This window comes from Streptomyces sp. NPDC013457 (genome assembly GCF_043089925.1).
Classification (GTDB): Bacteria; Actinomycetota; Actinomycetes; order Streptomycetales; family Streptomycetaceae; genus Streptomyces.
In genome coordinates this window covers 1-16,498 of sequence record NZ_JBICBL010000021.1, presented here as the reverse complement: position 1 = coordinate 16,498, position 16,498 = coordinate 1, and the positions used below count along the sequence as shown (strand labels likewise).

Genomic DNA, 16,498 nt, shown 5'->3' with positions numbered 1-16,498 from the left:
GGGTCGGCGTTCATGCAGGCGACGGCGGAGAGGAACATGTGCGGCATGGTGCGGGCGGCGTCCGCGATCACGGCCGCGTCCTTGGCGTCGGTCTTCGCCTCGCCGGGGTAGAGGTCGGCGATCCGCCGCATCGCCAGCCCGGGCAGGTAGCCCCTGGCAGCCCGCGTCGCGGGCGACCGTGAGCGGGAGGGCGCCGATGGAGGCGGGCTGGTCCACGATCACCAGAACGGTGCCGAACGTCGCGCCAGCTCCCGGCCGCGCTGGTCGGGCCCGCCCGGCCGCCGCCGAGCCGGCGCGGGTGGGCCGCCGGGAGCCGGTGGGCCGGCAGGGCCGGCGGCCCACCGGCCGGTACGGCCGGAAGGATCCGTAGGCCGGTACGACCGGAAGGATCCGTGGACCGGTACGACCGGAAGGATCCATGAGCCGGTACGACCGGAAGGATCCATGAGCCGGTACGACCGGAAGGATCCATGAGCCGGTACGACCGGAAGGGTCCATGAGCCGGTAGGACCGCAACGGCCGGTGCGCCGCCCGCCGGCGCAGGTGAGCCGCCAGGGCCGACCCGCGCCGGTAGGCCCGGCGGTCCACCGGCCGGTAGGCCACCCGGATCGCCACGGTCGGTGGGCCGCAAGGCCGCCCGGGCCGCCGGGGCCGGAGGGCCGCACGGCCGCCGGGGCCGGTGGGTCGGTCAGGGGGCAGGTCCCCTTAGGCCCCCGGCGCCAGGCGCTTCGCCCGTGGTGGCTACCGGGGCGCGTTCCGGTGGCCGGTGCCGCGCTTCGCTTCCATGGCGGCGCGGCCCTCCGCGCCCTTGCGCTTCCAGTCCTTGAGCATCTCGGCGCGCACGCGGGCGTCCGTCTTGGCGACGATGCGCTGGTTCTCGCGCAGGAGCTTGCGGTAGCTCTCCAGGCGGCGCACGGACAGGGTGCCGTCGTCCACCGCCGCCGTCACGGCGCAGCCCGGCTCAGCCTCGTGGGCGCAGTCGTGGAACCGGCACTCCTCGGCCAGGGCCTCGATCTCCGAGAAGACCTGGCCGACGCCGGTCTCGGCGTCCCAGAGCCCGACTCCGCGCAGACCGGGGGTGTCGATGAGGACACCGCCCTCGGGCAGCACGAGCAGGTTGCGCGTGGTCGTGGTGTGGCGGCCCTTGCCGTCCACGTCACGAGCGGCCTGGACCGTCATCACGTCCTCGCCGAGGAGCGTGTTGGCGAGCGTGGACTTCCCGGCGCCGGAGGCGCCGAGCAGCACACTCGTCCCTCCCGACACCAGCGCGCGGAGCACGTCGAGCCCCTCGCCGGTCGCCGAGCTGACGGGAATCACCTGGACACCCGGCGCCACCGTCTCCACGTCCTCGACGAGGTACGAGAGCCCGACCGGGTCGGGTACGAGATCGGCCTTGCTGAGCACCACGAGCGGCTGGGCGCCCGACTCCCACGCCAGGGCGAGGAAGCGCTCGACGCGACCGAGGTCCAGCTCGACGGCGAGCGAGACCGTGATGATCGCGTGGTCGACGTTGGCCGCGAGGATCTGGCCCTCGGACCGCTTGGACGACGTGGACCGCGCGAACGCCGTGCGGCGCGGCAGGAGCGTCCGTACGTAGCGGGGGTCGCCGTCCGGGTCGACGGCCGCCCAGTCACCCGTGCACACGACCTTCAGCGGGTCGCGCGGCACGACGAACTCGGTGTCGGCCCGCACGGTGCCGATCGGGGTGATGAGGTCGCACTGACCGCGGTCGACCCGGAGCACCCGGCCGGGCAGAAGCCCCTGCTCGGCGTACGGGGCGAACGCGGCCTCCCAGCCCTCGTCCCAGCCGTACGGGGCGAGAGGGTGCGCGGGAGAAGAAGAGGAGGAGAGAGAAGAGGAGGAACGGACAAGCGAGGAGAAAGACAAGGGGAACCCTTCGAGGGGTGGCCCCGGCACGCGCCGAACGGCGCGGAAGAAAGGAGGAGTCAGCCGGCGGCCACGGAGGTGACGTGGAGGACGTACGCGAAGCGGGCAGCGCCCGACGTGACAGCAGCCATCGGTCACACCTCCTGAAGAGAACACACTCGACTGACAGGCGGCCGTCAGTCGGCCGCCGGAGAACACGAGGATCGTAACCACGGCCCCGCGAGGCTCGCCACCTCTTTTTCCGCCCACGGCCCCATCCACGGCCCCGCGCCCCGCACACACCAGGGACTCACAGTCAACTCACCTCCCACGAGCCGGTGTTGATGCAGACTCGGTCTACATGACTCCCCATCAGGAACCGCATGACGCATCGCGGGACGCGATCACGCGGACGTCTGGAAGGAGTCCGTCTCGCCCGCCCTGCCCTGCGACCCGCCCCGCGACGCATGACGCCCCGCAGCCGGGCCGGGAGGGCTCAGACGACGACCACCTCGACCGTGGCCACCGGGTTGCAGCCGTAGCCCTGGGCGTTCCACGGGGCGCGGTCGGGCTGGGTGGCGCCGTGGGAGTCGGTCGCGCGGGCCAGCAGGCGGTACCGGCCGGGGCGGCGCGGTGTCCACCGGTACGACCAGGCCGTCCAGGCGTACGGGCCGGTGGGCGGCTCGAGTTCGGCGTCGTGCCACTCGGCGTCCGGGACGCCCTCCCCCGGGCCGGTGCCGTCCGCGTCCTCGGCCCGGACCTCGACCCGGCCCACGGACCGGCCGGCGCCCGACCAGGCCCGGCCGCGTACGACGGTCTGCGTGCCGCGACGCAGGTCCTCGTCCGGTTCGGGCGCGGTGATGAGCGACTTGACGCGGATGGCCGTGACGGGCCCGTCGGGGGTGCCGTCCGAGGCGATGTAGACGTACTCCTCGGTCTGGAAGACGCCGGTGAAGGGTTCGGTGACGGCGCGCGCCCCCACCAGCCACTTCACGTCGGCGACCGCGTACCGGCCCGGGACCACGAGCCGGACGGGGGCGCCGTGCTCGGGTGTGAGCGGTGCGCCGTTCAGGTGCGTGGCGAGGAGGGTGTCGGGGTGGAGCGCCTCGGCGAGCGGGAGGGCGCGCTCGAATGCCGTGGGGTGCCCGTGGACGGTGCCGGTGTCGGCTCCGGCGAAGACGAACTCGACGGTCGCCGGGTCGAGGCCGGCCCGCTCGGCGATTCGGTGGAACGGCACGCCCGCGAACCGGGCGCAGCCGACGGCCCCGCGGCCCCACGGCAGCCCCGGCGGGCGCGGGTTCATCAGGGCGCGGCCGTTGCCCGCGCACTCCAGGACGACGTCGAACTCGCGCCGGCCGGGGCGGCCGAGGGCGATGAGTTCCTCGTAGTCGAGGGTGAGCGGTGTGGTCACGGCGCCGTCGACGCGGAGCCGCCAGTCGGCGGTCCCGGTGGGCGGGACGCCGAAGTGGTCCCGTACGAAGAGGGCGTCGGCGGGCGTCACCGGACCGGCCAGCGCGGCCATCGGCGTCTGGGCGTTGTACGGCTCGGTGGTCACCGTCTCGGGGGCCCAGGCGGTCGCGCCCTGCCCTCGCGGAACGGCCGATGCGGTCATGACGCCGACACCTCCGTGGGCGCGGTCCCGGTGCGGCGCCGCGCAGGTGGGGCGCGGGCCCGCTCTCAGCGTACGTGGAGCACGACGGGGCCACCCGACGGACGGCGCCGGCCGGGCCCCTCGGCCCCGCGGCGGCGTCCGATTCGTCCAAGACCCCGCCTCCCCCGCCCGCCTAGCCTCGTCCCATGAACACACCACGACTGGACGTCATCGGCCTCGTCGTCTCCGACATGGCCGCCTCGCTCGCCTTCTACCGGCGGCTCGGTCTCGACATCCCGGCCGACGCCGACACCGCGCCGCACGTGGAGGCCGCCCTGCCCGGGGGGATGCGGATCGCGTGGGACACGGAGGAGGTCATCGCCTCCTTCGATGCCGGCTGGACCCGTCCCGAGGGCGGCGACCGGATGGGGCTCGCGTTCCTCTGCGGCTCGCCCGGGGAGGTGGACGCCACGTACGAGTCGCTCGTCGCCGCCGGGTACCGCGGGCATCTGAAGCCCTGGGACGCCGTGTGGGGGCAGCGCTACGCCGTGGTGCTCGACCCTGACGGCTGCGGGGTCTCCCTCTTCGCCCAGGCCGACGCGTAGGCGGTCAGGGTCGTTCCGGCCAGCGCCCTGGTCTCGCGTGCCAGGTGGGCCTGGTCGGCGCAGCCCGCGCCGAGCGCCGCGTCGGCGAACGGAACCCCTGCCCTGACCAGGGCGAGGGCGCGCTGGAGCCGGAGGACGCGGGCCAGGGTCTTGGGGCCGTAGCCGAACGCGTCCAGGGACCGCCGGTGGAGCCGGCGCGCGCCGAGACCCACGGCGTCGGCGGTCTCCGCCACGGGCCGTCCGGCGGCGAGGCGCCGGACGACGGCGCGGATCAGGGGGTCGGGGTCCGGGGCGTCGGCGGCGCGGCGGACGGCGAGGTCCTCCAGGGCCGCGGCGGGGTCGGGCGCGGCGGAGATCCGCTCGCCGAGCCGCCGGGCACGTGCCTCGCCCCACAGCGCGCCCAGCTCGACCCGCCGGTCGCGCAGGGCGCTCGCCGGTACGCCGAGCAGTGTGGGCGCGTCACCGGGGGCGAACCGGATCCCGGCGTACGGCCCGGGGCCGGCCTCGGGGAGGTGCGCGACGGTGTCGGGGCCGGCGACGAGCAGCCGGCCGGCGCACCACAGCAGGTCCATGCAGCCGTCGGGCAGCACCGGCACCGGGCCCTCGTCCGCGGTCCGTGACGTCAGGGTCCAGACGACCGCGCCGTCCAGGCGCGCCGGGCGTTCCTCGTACACCCTTCCGAGGGTAGACGGCCCTGCGGGGGCACCTTCTAGTCCTTCTCCCAGCCCGAGTGGAGGCGTGACTTCACGTCGTCCGGGGGCAGGAAGCGGGACCAGCGTTCGGGGAACTCCGACGGCATGTCCGGGTCGTCCTCGTCCACCTCCTCCGCCTCCGCGCGCAGCCGGGCGACGAGGTCGGCGGCCTGGGCGGCGCGGGCGCGGTCGCTGGCCTCGCGGGCGGCGGCGGTGGCGACCGAGGGCCAGACCCGGTCGATCGCCGCGTTCACCGCCGCGCCGACGAGCACGGCGAAGGCCGAGATGCCGATCCAGAGCAGGACGGCGATGGGGGCGGCGAGGGAGCCGTAGATGGTGGGGCCCTCGACCTGGCTGGTGAGGTAGATCCGGAGCAGGAAGCTGCCGAGCACCCACATCCCGAGGGCGACGAGCGCACCCGGGATGTCCTCGATCCACGGCGATCTGACGGGCACGGAGACGTGGTAGAGCGTGGTGAGGAAGGCGACGGAGAGCAGGATGACGACCGGCCAGTACAGGACGGAGACGACTTCCGTGCCCCAGGGGATCAGCTCCACCACCCGGTCGGGTCCGACCACGGCGAGCGGCAGCACGACCGCGCCGATGAGCAGGGCCACGATGTAGAGCAGGAAGGCGAGGAGCCGGGTCTTCACGATGCCGCGGTGGCCGTCGAGTCCGTACATCACGGTGATGGTGTCGATGAAGACGTTGACGGCGCGCGAGCCGGACCACAGGGCGATGGCGAAGCCGAGCGAGACGAGTTCGGGGCGGGTGCCCTGGGTGACGTCGTCCAGGAGCGGTTTGGCGATCTCGCGTACGCCCCGGTCGGAGAGGACCGTCCGGGCGGCGTTGAGGATGTTCTCCTCGATGCTGGCGACCGTGTCGGTGTTGGTCCAGTCGTCGGCGTAGCCGAGGAGGGCGATCATGCCGAGCAGCAGCGGGGGGAGGGACAGCAGGGTGAAGAACGCGGCTTCGGCGGCGAGACCGAGGATGCGGTACTCGATGCACGAGTTGACGGTGTCCTTCAGGAGCAGCCAGACCATCTTCCGCTTGGACACGTTGCGGTAGAGGACGCGCGCCCGGTGGAGTCTGTTCCCGGGCCGCCGCTCGGGTGTTTCGTTTGCTGCCTGCACCTCCTTACCGTATCGGCATGGCACCCACCACCCACACCGTGACCAACCAGCCTCCGCCCCTGGTCGGATACGACGTGTTCACCGCGGACCGGGCACTCGCGGAGGCCGTGGAGCGGCATGTGCCGCCGGAGGTCTTCGCGGACGCACGGGACGAACTGGCGGACTTCGGCCGCTCCGCCGGGTCGGCCCAGGCGGCGGAGTGGGGCGCGCTGGCGAACGAGCACCCGCCGCGGCTGCGGACGCACGATCGGTACGGGAACCGGATCGACGAGGTCGAGTTCCATCCGGCCTGGCACCGGCTGCTGGGCCGGGCCGTGGGCGCCGGGCTCACGGACGCGTGGGGCCGCCCGGGGGGCCACGTGCGACGGGCGGCCGGCTTCGTCCTGACGACGCAGATCGAGGCGGGGCACGGCTGCCCGCTGTCCATGACGCATGCCGCGGTGCCCGCGCTGCGTGCGGATCCGGCACTGGCCGCGGTGTGGGAGCCACTGCTGACCTCGCGCATGTACGAGCAGGGGCTGCGGACGCCGGAGGAGAAGGGCGGTGTGCTTCTCGGGATGGGGATGACGGAGAAGCAGGGCGGCAGTGACGTCCGGACGAACACGACCCGGGCGCGGGCGCTCCCGGGGGCGGACGGGGACGCGTATGTGCTGACGGGGCACAAGTGGTTCTGTTCGGCGCCGATGTCGGACGGCTTCCTGGTGCTCGCGCAGGTGTCCCCCTCGGCCGGACAGGGTGGTCTCACCTGTTTCCTGGTGCCGCGGGTCCTGCCGGACGGGACGCGGAACGCGTTCGCGATCCAGCGGCTCAAGGACAAGCTCGGCAACCGGTCCAACGCCTCCGCCGAGGTCGAGTTCGACGGGACGACGTGGGCGCGCCGGGTCGGGGACGAGGGGCGCGGGGTCCGCACGATCATCGAGATGGTGGCGGCGACGCGGCTGGACTGTGTGCTGGGCTCGGCGGCGCTGATGCGGCAGGCGGTCGCCCAGGCCGTGCACCACACGGCGTACCGCCGCGCGTTCGGGGGCGAGCTGATCGACAAGCCGCTGATGCGCAACGTGCTGGCCGATCTCGCCCTGGAGTCGGAGGCGGCGACGGTCCTGGGGATGCGGCTGGCGGCTGCGTACGACGCCGGCTCGGAGGCGGAGCGTGCGTTCGCGCGGATCGCGGTGCCGGTGGCCAAGTACTGGGTGACGAAGCGGTGCACTCCGGTGGTGGCGGAGGCGCTGGAGTGCCTGGGCGGCAACGGCTACGTGGAGGAGTCGGGGATGCCGCGGCTGCTGCGCGAGTCTCCGCTCAACTCGATCTGGGAGGGCTCGGGCAACGTCCAGGCCCTGGACGTGCTGCGGGTCCTGCGGCAGGAGCCGATGGCACTGAACGCCCTCCTGACGGAGGTCGGGAAGGCGCGGGGCGCGGATCACCGGCTCGACCGGGCGATCAAGGGGATGCTGACCGAACTGGCCGATCTGGACGGGATCGAGGGGCGGGCGCGGCGCCTCGTGGAGCGGATGGCGCTCGTCCTGCAGGGGTCGCTGCTGGTGCGGTGGGCGCCGTCGGAGGTGGCGGACGCTTTCTGCGCCTCGCGGCTGGGCGGCGACTGGGGCGCGGCGTTCGGGACGCTGCCGTCGACGCTGGATCTGGCCTCGGTGGTGGAGCGGGCGCGCGCGGAGGTCTGATCAGGTACGTCGCCGGGCGGGCGGGCGCCTGCCACCGCGTTCCGCGGGGCGCCGGGCATGCGAAAAGCGGTGGGTGGTGCTGCGCCGACACGGCACCACCCGCCGCTCGGACCACCCTCATGCACGAGAGCGGTTGCTTCCAGAGTTGCAAAGGGTTGCAGGATTACCCGAACCGCCCTTCGCGGGGCAGTCCGGGACGGCACGATGGGCACCAGCACTGCGCAATGCAGCAGAACCGATACAGCGCCGCGGGTGGTGGCTGGGAGAGACCGATGACGAACACTCGGCTGAACAACACGCGTCTCGACATGAAGCGGCTGGCCGCGATGGACGCGGCCCAGGCGACCCGGCTGCTGCATCGCGTACGGGAGGAGACACTGGCCGGCCGGACGCCGCCGATCGCTCCCAGACCGGTCATCGACGCTTCGTGGCAGCGGATGTTCCGGCTCGGTCTCGACCCCGACCAGGGCACCAGCACGGCGCTGCTCCAGCGGGACGAGCTGGAGGAGCGCCGGCGCACGACGGTCCTCGGTGAGGTGATGCGCACGCTGAGCACCATGCTCACCGGGATCGCCGAGGCCTCGATGCAGATCATGGTGGTGACGGACGAGCAGGGCCGGGTGCTCTGGCGCGAGGGCAACCTCGCGGTGATGCGGCAGGCCAACGGCATCTGTCTGGAGGAGGGCGCGGCCTGGACCGAGCACACCACCGGGACGAACGCGGTGGGGACGGCGCTCGCGATGCGGCGGGCGGTCCAGGTCCACTCGGCCGAGCACTACGTCCACACGCTGCACAACTGGACGTGTGCGGCGGCCCCGGTCCACGATCCCCGCGACCGGCGGCTGTTGGGGATCGTGGACGTGAGCGGTCCCGCGTCCAGCTTCCATCCGTCGACGCTCGCGCTGGTCGGTTCGGTCGCCCAGCTCGCGGAGGCGGAGATGCGCGACCGTCATCTGCGGTCGATCGAGCGGCTGCGGTCGGTGGCCGCGCCGATCCTGTGCCGGGTGGGCGGTCGGGCGGTCGCGGTGGACGCGCACGGCTGGACGGCGGCGGTGACGGGGATGGCGCCGGTGGACCGGATCGTGCTGCCCAAGTCCTTCCGGGCCGGTCGGGTGTGGCTGCCGTCGCTGGGGATGTGCGCGGTCGAGCCGCTGCCGGGGGGCTGGCTGCTGCGCGTCGAGGACGAGGACCGGGCGGGCGCGCCTCCGGCCGGGGAGGCGGCGAGCCGCGTGGTGCTCGACCTGAGCCGGCCGCGCCGGTGGTCGGTCGCGGTGTCGGGGGCGGCGGGGAGCTGGTCGCAGGAGCTGAGCCCGCGCCACGCCGAGCTGCTGTACGTCCTGGCGCTGTACCGCGACGGCCGGACGGCGGCGGAGCTGGCCGAGGACGTGTTCGGGGACCGGACGAGGACGGTGACGGTACGGGCGGAGATGTCACGGATCCGCCGGAACCTGGCGAGCGTTCTGGCCCACCGCCCGTACCGCTTCAGCGAGGAGGTGGAGGTGGCGATCGTGACCCCGGACCACCCGGCGGACCTCCTCCCGCACTCGACGGCCCCGGCGGTCCGCTCCGCCCGGCTGGGGCGGGCCTAGGGCGCCCGAGGCCGGGCCCTCGGGTCTCCCCGGCCGCTCGGCTCGTGCGCCGCTCCGTGAGCGGCCTGCCCACATGATGGACAGGCTGCTCACGGTGGCCGGCGCCGCGCCCGCCGGGCCGAGCTCACCCCGGGCCCGCCAGCGAGCTCGCCCCCGGGCACGCCCCCCGGGGCGGTTCCGTGCGCGGGCATGATGCGATGGAGCGATGAGCACCATCACTCTCACCACCTGGTCCCTCGAGCAGACCTCGCCGTCCGATCTGCGTCCCGCGACGCCGCCGGAGGGGGACGACGTCACGATCCGGCGCGCCGAGGTGCCCTCGCCCGAGTACAGCCGCTTCCTCTATACGGCGGTCGGCGGCGACATCCGCTGGAACGACCGGCTGTCGCTGACGTACAAGCAGTGGCAGGAGATCGTCGAGAAGCCCGGGGCCGAGATCTGGGTGGCGTACGAGAAGGGGACGCCCGCCGGATACGTGGAGCTGGACCCGCAGGGCGACGGGGTGGTGGAGATCGTCTACTTCGGGCTGATCCCCTCCTTCCGGGGCCGCCGGATCGGCGGACACCTGCTCTCGTACGGTGTCCAGCGCGCCTGGGACCTGGCCGAGCGCTGGCCGGAGCGGGAGGCGACCCGGCGGGTGTGGCTGCACACCTGCTCGCTGGACGGACCGCACGCGATGGACAACTACCGGCGCCGCGGCTTCCGGCTCTTCGACACCAAGGTGGAGGAGGTCGAGGAGTCCGAGACGCCCGGCCCCTGGCCCGGCGCGCACTGACCGGCCGCCGACCGGCCGCTGACCGGCCACTGACGTCCTCGGCACGCGGTTCGAGACGTATCCGGCACGTTCCCGGCACATACCCCGGGCCCGCGGGAGGGCCCGGGCGTGACCCACACCACACTGTCTCGCGATGCGGGACACTCGTGTCCACATTGCGGACGAAGCTGGACTGAGTCCAAAGCCCCGTGACACGCTTCCGTCATGTCTGGAACTGGAATTGCCTTGGTGAGTCGGCGGCACGTCGACCTCGGCCGCATGTCCAGCGCCATGTGTTCGGCGCGCTGAGAGAACCAGCACCTCCCCGAGCACCTTTCAGACCGACCCTGCTGCGCACCGTTGCGCCATCTCCTGACCCACGTACGAGTGTGCAGGTCAGAGCCGCCCTCCCGCAGTCCCGAAGGACATATCGCCATGGCCGCCACCCCTGAAAACCCCGCACCCGCCACGCCCCGCCGCAAGGTGAGCCGTCACCGTGGCGAGGGCCAGTGGGCCGTGGGGCACTTCACCCCGCTGAACGGCAATGAGCAGTTCAAGAAGGACGACGACGGTCTCAATGTGCGGACACGCATTGAGACGATCTACTCCAAGCGTGGGTTCGACTCGATCGACCCCAACGACCTGCGGGGCCGCATGCGCTGGTGGGGTCTCTACACCCAGCGCAAGGAGGGCCTCGACGGCACCAAGACCGGTGTCCTGGAGCCGGAGGAGCTGGACGCGGAGTACTTCATGCTCCGGGTCCGCATCGACGGCGGCCGGCTGACGACCGAGCAGCTGCGCGTCGTCGGCGAGATCTCGCAGGAGTTCGCGCGCGGCACGGCCGACATCACGGACCGGCAGAACGTGCAGTACCACTGGATCCGGATCGAGGACGTCCCCGAGATCTGGAACCGGCTGGAGGCCGTCGGCCTGTCGACCACCGAGGCCTGCGGCGACACCCCGCGCGTCATCCTCGGTTCCCCGGTCGCCGGCATCGCCGAGGACGAGATCATCGACGGCACCCCCGCCATCGACGAGATCTACCGCCGGATCGTGGGCAACAAGGACTTCTCCAACCTGCCCCGCAAGTTCAAGTCCGCCGTCTCCGGCTCGCCGCTGCTCGACGTGGCGCACGAGATCAACGACATCGCCTTCGTCGGCGTGGACCACCCGGAGCACGGCCCCGGATTCGACGTCTGGGTCGGCGGCGGTCTGTCCACCAACCCCAAGCTGGGCGTCCGCCTGGGCACCTGGGTCTCCCTCGACGAGGTCCCGGACGTCTACGAGGGCGTCATCTCGATCTTCCGTGACTACGGCTACCGCCGGCTGCGCACCCGCGCCCGGCTGAAGTTCCTCGTCGCCGACTGGGGCCCGGAGAAGTTCCGCCAGGTCCTGGAGGACGAGTACCTGAAGCGCAAGCTGACCGACGGCCCCGCCCCCGAGCAGCCGGCCGGACAGTGGCGCGACCACGTGGGCGTCCACCGGCAGAAGGACGGCCGCTTCTACGTCGGCTTCGCTCCGCGCGTCGGCCGCGTCGACGGCACCACGCTCACCAAGATCGCGGACATCGCCGAGGCGCACGGTTCGGGCCGGGTCCGTACCACCGCCGAGCAGAAGATGATCGTCCTGGACGTCGAGGAGGCGCAGGTCGAGTCGATCGTCTCCGCGCTCGAGTCCCTGGACCTGCGGGTCGACCCCTCGCCGTTCCGGCGCGGGACGATGGCCTGCACCGGCATCGAGTTCTGCAAGCTGGCGATCGTCGAGACCAAGGCGCGCGGCGCCTCCCTGATCGACGAACTCGAGCGCCGCATCCCCGAGTTCGACGAGCCGATCACCATCAACATCAACGGCTGCCCCAACGCCTGCGCCCGCATCCAGGTCGCGGACATCGGCCTCAAGGGCCAGCTGGTCCTGGACGACGACGGCAACCGCGTCGAGGGCTACCAGGTCCACCTGGGCGGCGCCCTCGGCCTCGAGGCCGGCTTCGGCCGCAAGGTCCGTGGCCTGAAGGTCACCTCGGCCGAGCTGCCGGACTACGTCGAGCGGGTCCTCACGCGCTTCCAGGAGCAGCGCGAGGACGGCGAGCGCTTCGCCACCTGGGCGGCGCGCGCGTCGGAGGAGGCCCTCTCGTGAGCGCGGCGAACGAAACGAGGGATGCCGTATGAGCGAGCGTGCCGCGCCCTTCTACTGCCCGTACTGCGGCGACGAGGACCTGTTCCCGCATGAGACGGGCCACGGGGCCTGGGAATGCCGGGCGTGCAGTCGAGCCTTCCAGTTGAAGTTCCTGGGGCTCCTCGCCCCTGGAACTTCGAGCGACTCCACTGGAGGGGAACCGATATGACAACCACTCAGGCGATCACCGAGGACACCGATCTGAAGGCGCTCGCCGAGCGGGCCGGCCGCGAGCTCGAGGACGCCTCCGCGCTGGAGATCCTCCGGTGGGCGGCGGAGACCTTCGGCAGGCAGTTCTGCGTCACCTCCTCCATGGAGGACGCGGTCGTCGCCCACCTCGCCTCGCGCGCCATGCCCGGAGTGGACGTGGTCTTCCTCGACACCGGCTACCACTTCCCCGAGACCATCGGCACCCGTGACGCGGTCGAAGCGGTGATGGACGTCAGCGTCATCACCCTGACCCCGCGTCAGTCCGTCGCCGAGCAGGACGCCGAGTACGGCCCGAAGCTGCACGACCGCGACCCCGACCTGTGCTGCGCGCTGCGCAAGGTCAAGCCGCTGGAAGAGGGCCTGACCGCGTACCGCGCCTGGGCGACCGGCCTGCGCCGCGACGAGTCCCCGACCCGGGCGAACACCCCGGTCGTCGGCTGGGACGAGAAGCGGCAGAAGGTCAAGATCTCCCCCATCGCCCGCTGGACGCAGGACGACGTCGACGCCTACGTCGCCCAGCACGGCGTCCTCACCAACCCGCTCCTCATGGACGGCTACACCTCCGTCGGCTGCGCACCCTGCACCCGCCGCGTCGCGGAGGGCGAGGACGTCAGGGCCGGCCGCTGGGCCGGCCGGGGCAAGACGGAATGCGGGTTGCACGGCTGATGACCACACTTGAGAACTCCCAGGAGAACGACGTGACCGGTGCCACCATCTGGCTCACGGGCCTGCCCAGCGCCGGCAAGACCACGATCGCGTACGAGCTCGCCGCCACGCTGCGCGGCGAGGGCCACCGGGTCGAGGTGCTCGACGGCGACGAGATCCGCGAGTTCCTCTCCGCGGGTCTCGGCTTCAGCCGCGAGGACCGGCACACCAACGTGCAGCGGATCGGCTTCGTCGCCGAACTGCTCGCCTCGAACGGCGTGAAGGTCCTGGTCCCGGTCATCGCCCCGTACGCGGACAGCCGAGAGGCCGTCCGCAAGCGCCACGAGTCCGAGGGCACCCCGTACGTCGAGGTGCACGTCGCCACTCCGGTGGACGTGTGCTCCGTACGCGATGTGAAGGGGCTGTACGCCAAGCAGGCCGCGGGCGCGCTCAGCGGCCTGACCGGAGTCGACGACCCGTACGACGAGCCGGCCGACCCCGATCTGCGGATCGAGTCCCAGAACCAGACCGTGCAGGAGTCCGCGGCGCAGCTCCACGCGCTGCTCACCGAGAGGGGCCTGACGTGAGCACCACCGTTGCCCATGTTCATGAGGAGACCGACAGCCCGTTCGCGCTGTCGCACCTGGACTCGCTCGAGTCCGAGGCCGTCCACATCTTCCGCGAGGTGGCGGGCGAGTTCGAGCGGCCGGTGATCCTCTTCTCCGGCGGCAAGGACTCCATCGTCATGCTGCACCTGGCGCTCAAGGCGTTCGCGCCGGCGCCGGTCCCCTTCACGCTGCTGCACGTCGACACCGGGCACAACTTCCCCGAGGTCATCGAGTACCGCGACCGGGTCGTGGCCGAGCACGGGCTGCGCCTGCACGTCGCCTCCGTCCAGGAGTACATCGACGCCGGGAAGCTGCGCGAGCGTCCCGACGGGACGCGCAACCCGCTCCAGACGGTGCCGCTGACCGAGGCGATCCAGCAGCACCGTTTCGACGCCGTCTTCGGCGGCGGCCGGCGCGACGAGGAGAAGGCCCGCGCGAAGGAGCGGGTGTTCTCCCTGCGTGACGAGTTCTCGCAGTGGGACCCGCGGCGCCAGCGCCCGGAGCTGTGGCAGCTCTACAACGGCCGCCACGCGCCCGGCGAGCACGTCCGCGTCTTCCCGCTCTCCAACTGGACCGAGCTGGACGTCTGGCAGTACATCGCCCGCGAGTCCATCGACCTGCCGGAGATCTACTTCGCCCACGAGCGCGAGGTCTTCGCCCGCAACGGCATGTGGCTGACGGCCGGCGAGTGGGGCGGCCCCAAGGACACCGAGACGGTGGAGAAGCGGCTGATCCGCTACCGCACCGTCGGCGACATGTCCTGCACGGGCGCCGTCGACTCCGACGCCTCCACCCTGGAGGCCGTCATCGCCGAGATCGCCGCCTCCCGCCTCACCGAGCGGGGTGCGACCCGCGCCGACGACAAGATGTCCGAGGCCGCGATGGAAGACCGCAAGCGCGAAGGGTACTTCTAGCCATGACGAGCACGACCGAGCAGTTCGCCGACGTCTCGGCGACCACCCTGCTGCGTTTCGCGACCGCCGGATCCGTCGACGACGGCAAGTCCACGCTGGTGGGCCGGCTCCTGCACGACTCCAAGTCGGTCCTGACCGACCAGCTGGAGGCCGTGGAGGCCGCGTCTCTCAAGCGCGGCCAGGAGGCCCCGGACCTGGCGCTGCTCACCGACGGTCTGCGGGCCGAGCGGGAGCAGGGCATCACCATCGACGTGGCGTACCGCTACTTCGCGACCCCGCGGCGCCGGTTCATCCTCGCCGACACCCCCGGGCACGTGCAGTACACCCGGAACATGGTCACCGGCGCCTCCACCGCCGAGCTGGCCGTGGTCCTGGTCGACGCGCGCAACGGCGTGGTCGAGCAGACCCGCCGCCACGCGGCCGTCGCGGCGCTGCTGCGGGTGCCGCATGTCGTCCTGGCCGTCAACAAGATGGACCTCGTCGACTACGCGGAGCCCGTCTTCGCGGCGATCGCCGAGGAGTTCACGACGTACGCCTCCGAGCTGGGCGTCCCGGAGATCACCGCGATCCCGATCTCCGCGCTGGCCGGCGACAACGTGGTGGAGCCCTCCGCCAACATGGACTGGTACGGCGGCCCGACGGTCCTGGAGCACCTGGAGACCGTGCCGGTCAGCCACGACCTGACGGCCTGCCACGCGCGTTTCCCCGTCCAGTACGTGATCCGTCCGCAGACCGCCGAGCACCCTGACTACCGCGGCTACGCCGGTCAGATCGCGGCCGGCGCCTTCCGGGTCGGCGAGCAGATCACCGTACTGCCGTCGGGCAGGACGTCCACGATCACGGCGATCGACGCGCTGGGCGAGTCGGTGGACATCGCGTGGGCGCCGCAGTCGGTCACGATCCGGCTGGCGGACGACATCGACATCTCGCGCGGCGACCTCCTCGCTCCGAGCGGGGACGCCCCGGCCACCAGCCAGGACGTCGAGGCGACGGTCTGCCATGTGGCGGACCAGCCGCTGACCGTGGGCCAGCGGGTGCTGCTCAAGCACACCACGCGCACGGTCAAGGCGATCGTCAAGGAGATCCCGTCCCGGCTGACGCTGGACGACCTCTCCCAGCACCCCGAGCCGGGCCAGCTGGTCGCCAACGACATCGGCCGGGTGAAGGTCCGTACCGCCGAGCCGCTCGCGCTCGACTCGTACGCCGACTCGCGTCGCACCGGTTCGTTCCTGCTGATCGACCCCGCGGACGGCACCACGCTCGCGGCGGGCATGGCGGGCACGTCCTTCGCCGACGCCAAGGCCGTGGCCGCGGTCGCGGACGACGAGGGCTGGGACTTCTGACATGACGTACGACGCCTACGACACCTTCGCCAAGGAGGGCGGCCGCGTGGGTTCCGGCGCCCTCGGCGCGGGCAGCGGAGGGGTCGCGCGATGTGCGTGCTGATGCCGGCGCGCCGCGTACGCGGCGCCGCCCCGCTCCGCCCGTTCCAGGCGTTCCACGAACGACATAGCCGAAGAAGCCTTCGAAGACCCTGAGGGGAACCACCTCCGTGCCTGCCTTCCGTACGACTCCGCGCCGCGCACTCGTCGCCGCTGCGGCCCTGCCGCTGCTGATCGGCGCGCTGGCCTCCTGTGGCTACGGGTCGCAGGCGAAGAGCGACGAGAAGAAGGTGGCCGCCGAGGGCGAGAAGCTCTCGGCCGACACGGTCCGGCTCGGCTACTTCCCGAACCTGACCCATGCCACCGGCCTGGTGGGCGACGAGGAAGGCATCATCCAGAAGGAGCTGGGCGGAACCCAGCTGAAGGTCTCCACCTTCAACGCCGGCCCCTCCGCGATCGAGGCGCTGAACGCCGACTCGGTCGACATCGCGTACGTCGGTCCCTCCCCCGCGATCAACGGCTACACCAAGTCGAAGGGGAAGAGCCTGCGGATCGTCGGGGGTTCGGCCTCCGGCGGTGTGAAGCTCGTCGTGAACCCGGAGAAGATCAAGACCCTCGACGACGTCAAGGGCAAGCGGATCGCCACCCCGCAGCTCGGCAA

The 16,498-nt window shown here is 72.2% G+C and carries 16 protein-coding genes and 1 pseudogene; 12 read left to right on the top strand and 5 right to left on the bottom strand.

Annotated features, from left to right (window positions below):
* Nucleotides 1-38: 38 nt before the first annotated feature.
* The 3 genes and pseudogenes from ACF1G2_RS35035 to ACF1G2_RS35025 all read right to left on the bottom strand — a co-directional run.
* Nucleotides 39-240 (bottom strand): annotated as a pseudogene (locus ACF1G2_RS35035) (transposase); the annotation flags it as partial.
* A 501-nt stretch (nt 241-741) separates the two neighbouring features.
* Entirely contained in the window at nt 742-1,887 is a 1,146-nt protein-coding gene (rsgA, locus tag ACF1G2_RS35030) for a ribosome small subunit-dependent GTPase A (RefSeq protein WP_391802204.1), read from the bottom strand.
* A 475-nt stretch (nt 1,888-2,362) separates the two neighbouring features.
* Nucleotides 2,363-3,478: a molybdopterin-dependent oxidoreductase gene (locus ACF1G2_RS35025; RefSeq protein ID WP_391802203.1), complete on the bottom strand. Its 1,116-nt coding sequence runs from the start codon at nt 3,476-3,478 to the stop codon at nt 2,363-2,365.
* Between the two features lie 185 nt (nt 3,479-3,663).
* On the opposite strand from ACF1G2_RS35025, the gene ACF1G2_RS35020 reads away from it, so the two are divergent.
* Entirely contained in the window at nt 3,664-4,062 is a 399-nt protein-coding gene (locus tag ACF1G2_RS35020; RefSeq protein ID WP_391802202.1) for a VOC family protein, read from the top strand.
* Here ACF1G2_RS35020 and ACF1G2_RS35015 read toward each other — a convergent pair.
* Nucleotides 3,999-4,736 carry a helix-turn-helix domain-containing protein gene (locus ACF1G2_RS35015; RefSeq protein ID WP_391802201.1) on the bottom strand — a complete coding sequence of 246 codons (738 nt, stop codon included), beginning with the start codon at nt 4,734-4,736 and terminating at the stop codon, nt 3,999-4,001. The genes ACF1G2_RS35020 and ACF1G2_RS35015 overlap by 64 nt on opposite strands.
* A gap of 35 nt (nt 4,737-4,771) precedes the next feature.
* Nucleotides 4,772-5,887 (bottom strand): YihY/virulence factor BrkB family protein, encoded by a 1,116-nt coding sequence (locus tag ACF1G2_RS35010; protein WP_352190908.1) that lies wholly within the window; start codon nt 5,885-5,887, stop codon nt 4,772-4,774.
* Between the two features lie 17 nt (nt 5,888-5,904).
* Between ACF1G2_RS35010 and ACF1G2_RS35005 the strand changes: the two genes are divergently transcribed.
* The 11 genes from ACF1G2_RS35005 to ACF1G2_RS34955 all read left to right on the top strand — a co-directional run.
* Nucleotides 5,905-7,563 carry an acyl-CoA dehydrogenase family protein gene (locus ACF1G2_RS35005; protein WP_391802200.1) on the top strand — a complete coding sequence of 553 codons (1,659 nt, stop codon included), beginning with the start codon at nt 5,905-5,907 and terminating at the stop codon, nt 7,561-7,563.
* A gap of 272 nt (nt 7,564-7,835) precedes the next feature.
* Complete coding sequence (locus tag ACF1G2_RS35000) at nt 7,836-9,152, top strand: GAF domain-containing protein (RefSeq protein WP_391802199.1); 1,317 nt, start codon at nt 7,836-7,838, stop codon at nt 9,150-9,152.
* Between the two features lie 205 nt (nt 9,153-9,357).
* Nucleotides 9,358-9,927 carry a GNAT family N-acetyltransferase gene (locus ACF1G2_RS34995; RefSeq protein WP_391802198.1) on the top strand — a complete coding sequence of 190 codons (570 nt, stop codon included), beginning with the start codon at nt 9,358-9,360 and terminating at the stop codon, nt 9,925-9,927.
* Between the two features lie 204 nt (nt 9,928-10,131).
* Nucleotides 10,132-10,215: a putative leader peptide gene (locus tag ACF1G2_RS34990; protein WP_352077884.1), complete on the top strand. Its 84-nt coding sequence runs from the start codon at nt 10,132-10,134 to the stop codon at nt 10,213-10,215.
* A gap of 126 nt (nt 10,216-10,341) precedes the next feature.
* Nucleotides 10,342-12,039, top strand: a complete 1,698-nt coding sequence (locus ACF1G2_RS34985; protein ID WP_391802197.1) for a nitrite/sulfite reductase — start codon at nt 10,342-10,344, stop codon at nt 12,037-12,039.
* A 28-nt stretch (nt 12,040-12,067) separates the two neighbouring features.
* On the top strand, nt 12,068-12,247 hold the full coding sequence (locus ACF1G2_RS34980; protein WP_391802196.1) for a hypothetical protein: 180 nt from the start codon (nt 12,068-12,070) through the stop codon (nt 12,245-12,247).
* Complete coding sequence (locus ACF1G2_RS34975; protein ID WP_391802195.1) at nt 12,244-12,954, top strand: phosphoadenylyl-sulfate reductase; 711 nt, start codon at nt 12,244-12,246, stop codon at nt 12,952-12,954. Before ACF1G2_RS34980 ends, ACF1G2_RS34975 begins: the two co-directional genes overlap by 4 nt.
* Nucleotides 12,954-13,520: an adenylyl-sulfate kinase gene (gene cysC / locus ACF1G2_RS34970; RefSeq protein ID WP_391802194.1), complete on the top strand. Its 567-nt coding sequence runs from the start codon at nt 12,954-12,956 to the stop codon at nt 13,518-13,520. The genes ACF1G2_RS34975 and cysC overlap by 1 nt, the downstream gene beginning before the upstream one ends.
* Entirely contained in the window at nt 13,517-14,455 is a 939-nt protein-coding gene (cysD, locus tag ACF1G2_RS34965; RefSeq protein WP_391802193.1) for a sulfate adenylyltransferase subunit CysD, read from the top strand. Before cysC ends, cysD begins: the two co-directional genes overlap by 4 nt.
* Nucleotides 14,456-14,457: 2 nt before the next feature.
* On the top strand, nt 14,458-15,798 hold the full coding sequence (locus ACF1G2_RS34960) for a sulfate adenylyltransferase subunit 1 (RefSeq protein ID WP_391802192.1): 1,341 nt from the start codon (nt 14,458-14,460) through the stop codon (nt 15,796-15,798).
* 209 nt (nt 15,799-16,007) lie between these two features.
* Nucleotides 16,008-16,498: ABC transporter substrate-binding protein (locus tag ACF1G2_RS34955; protein ID WP_391802191.1), on the top strand; the 491-nt coding region annotated here is incomplete at its 3' end.

What these genes read in the sequence shown, in the direction of transcription:
- ACF1G2_RS35025 (WP_391802203.1), bottom strand. Translation starts at nt 3,478, where the DNA reads ATGACCGCATCGGCCGTTCCGCGAGGGCAGGGCGCGACCGCCTGGGCC.
- ACF1G2_RS35020 (WP_391802202.1), top strand. Translation starts at nt 3,664, where the DNA reads ATGAACACACCACGACTGGACGTCATCGGCCTCGTCGTCTCCGACATG.
- ACF1G2_RS35005 (WP_391802200.1), top strand. Translation starts at nt 5,905, where the DNA reads ATGGCACCCACCACCCACACCGTGACCAACCAGCCTCCGCCCCTGGTC.
- ACF1G2_RS35000 (WP_391802199.1), top strand. Translation starts at nt 7,836, where the DNA reads ATGACGAACACTCGGCTGAACAACACGCGTCTCGACATGAAGCGGCTG.
- ACF1G2_RS34995 (WP_391802198.1), top strand. Translation starts at nt 9,358, where the DNA reads ATGAGCACCATCACTCTCACCACCTGGTCCCTCGAGCAGACCTCGCCG.
- ACF1G2_RS34990 (WP_352077884.1), top strand. Translation starts at nt 10,132, where the DNA reads ATGTCTGGAACTGGAATTGCCTTGGTGAGTCGGCGGCACGTCGACCTC.
- ACF1G2_RS34985 (WP_391802197.1), top strand. Translation starts at nt 10,342, where the DNA reads ATGGCCGCCACCCCTGAAAACCCCGCACCCGCCACGCCCCGCCGCAAG.
- ACF1G2_RS34980 (WP_391802196.1), top strand. Translation starts at nt 12,068, where the DNA reads ATGAGCGAGCGTGCCGCGCCCTTCTACTGCCCGTACTGCGGCGACGAG.
- ACF1G2_RS34975 (WP_391802195.1), top strand. Translation starts at nt 12,244, where the DNA reads ATGACAACCACTCAGGCGATCACCGAGGACACCGATCTGAAGGCGCTC.
- cysC (WP_391802194.1), top strand. Translation starts at nt 12,954, where the DNA reads ATGACCACACTTGAGAACTCCCAGGAGAACGACGTGACCGGTGCCACC.
- ACF1G2_RS34960 (WP_391802192.1), top strand. Translation starts at nt 14,458, where the DNA reads ATGACGAGCACGACCGAGCAGTTCGCCGACGTCTCGGCGACCACCCTG.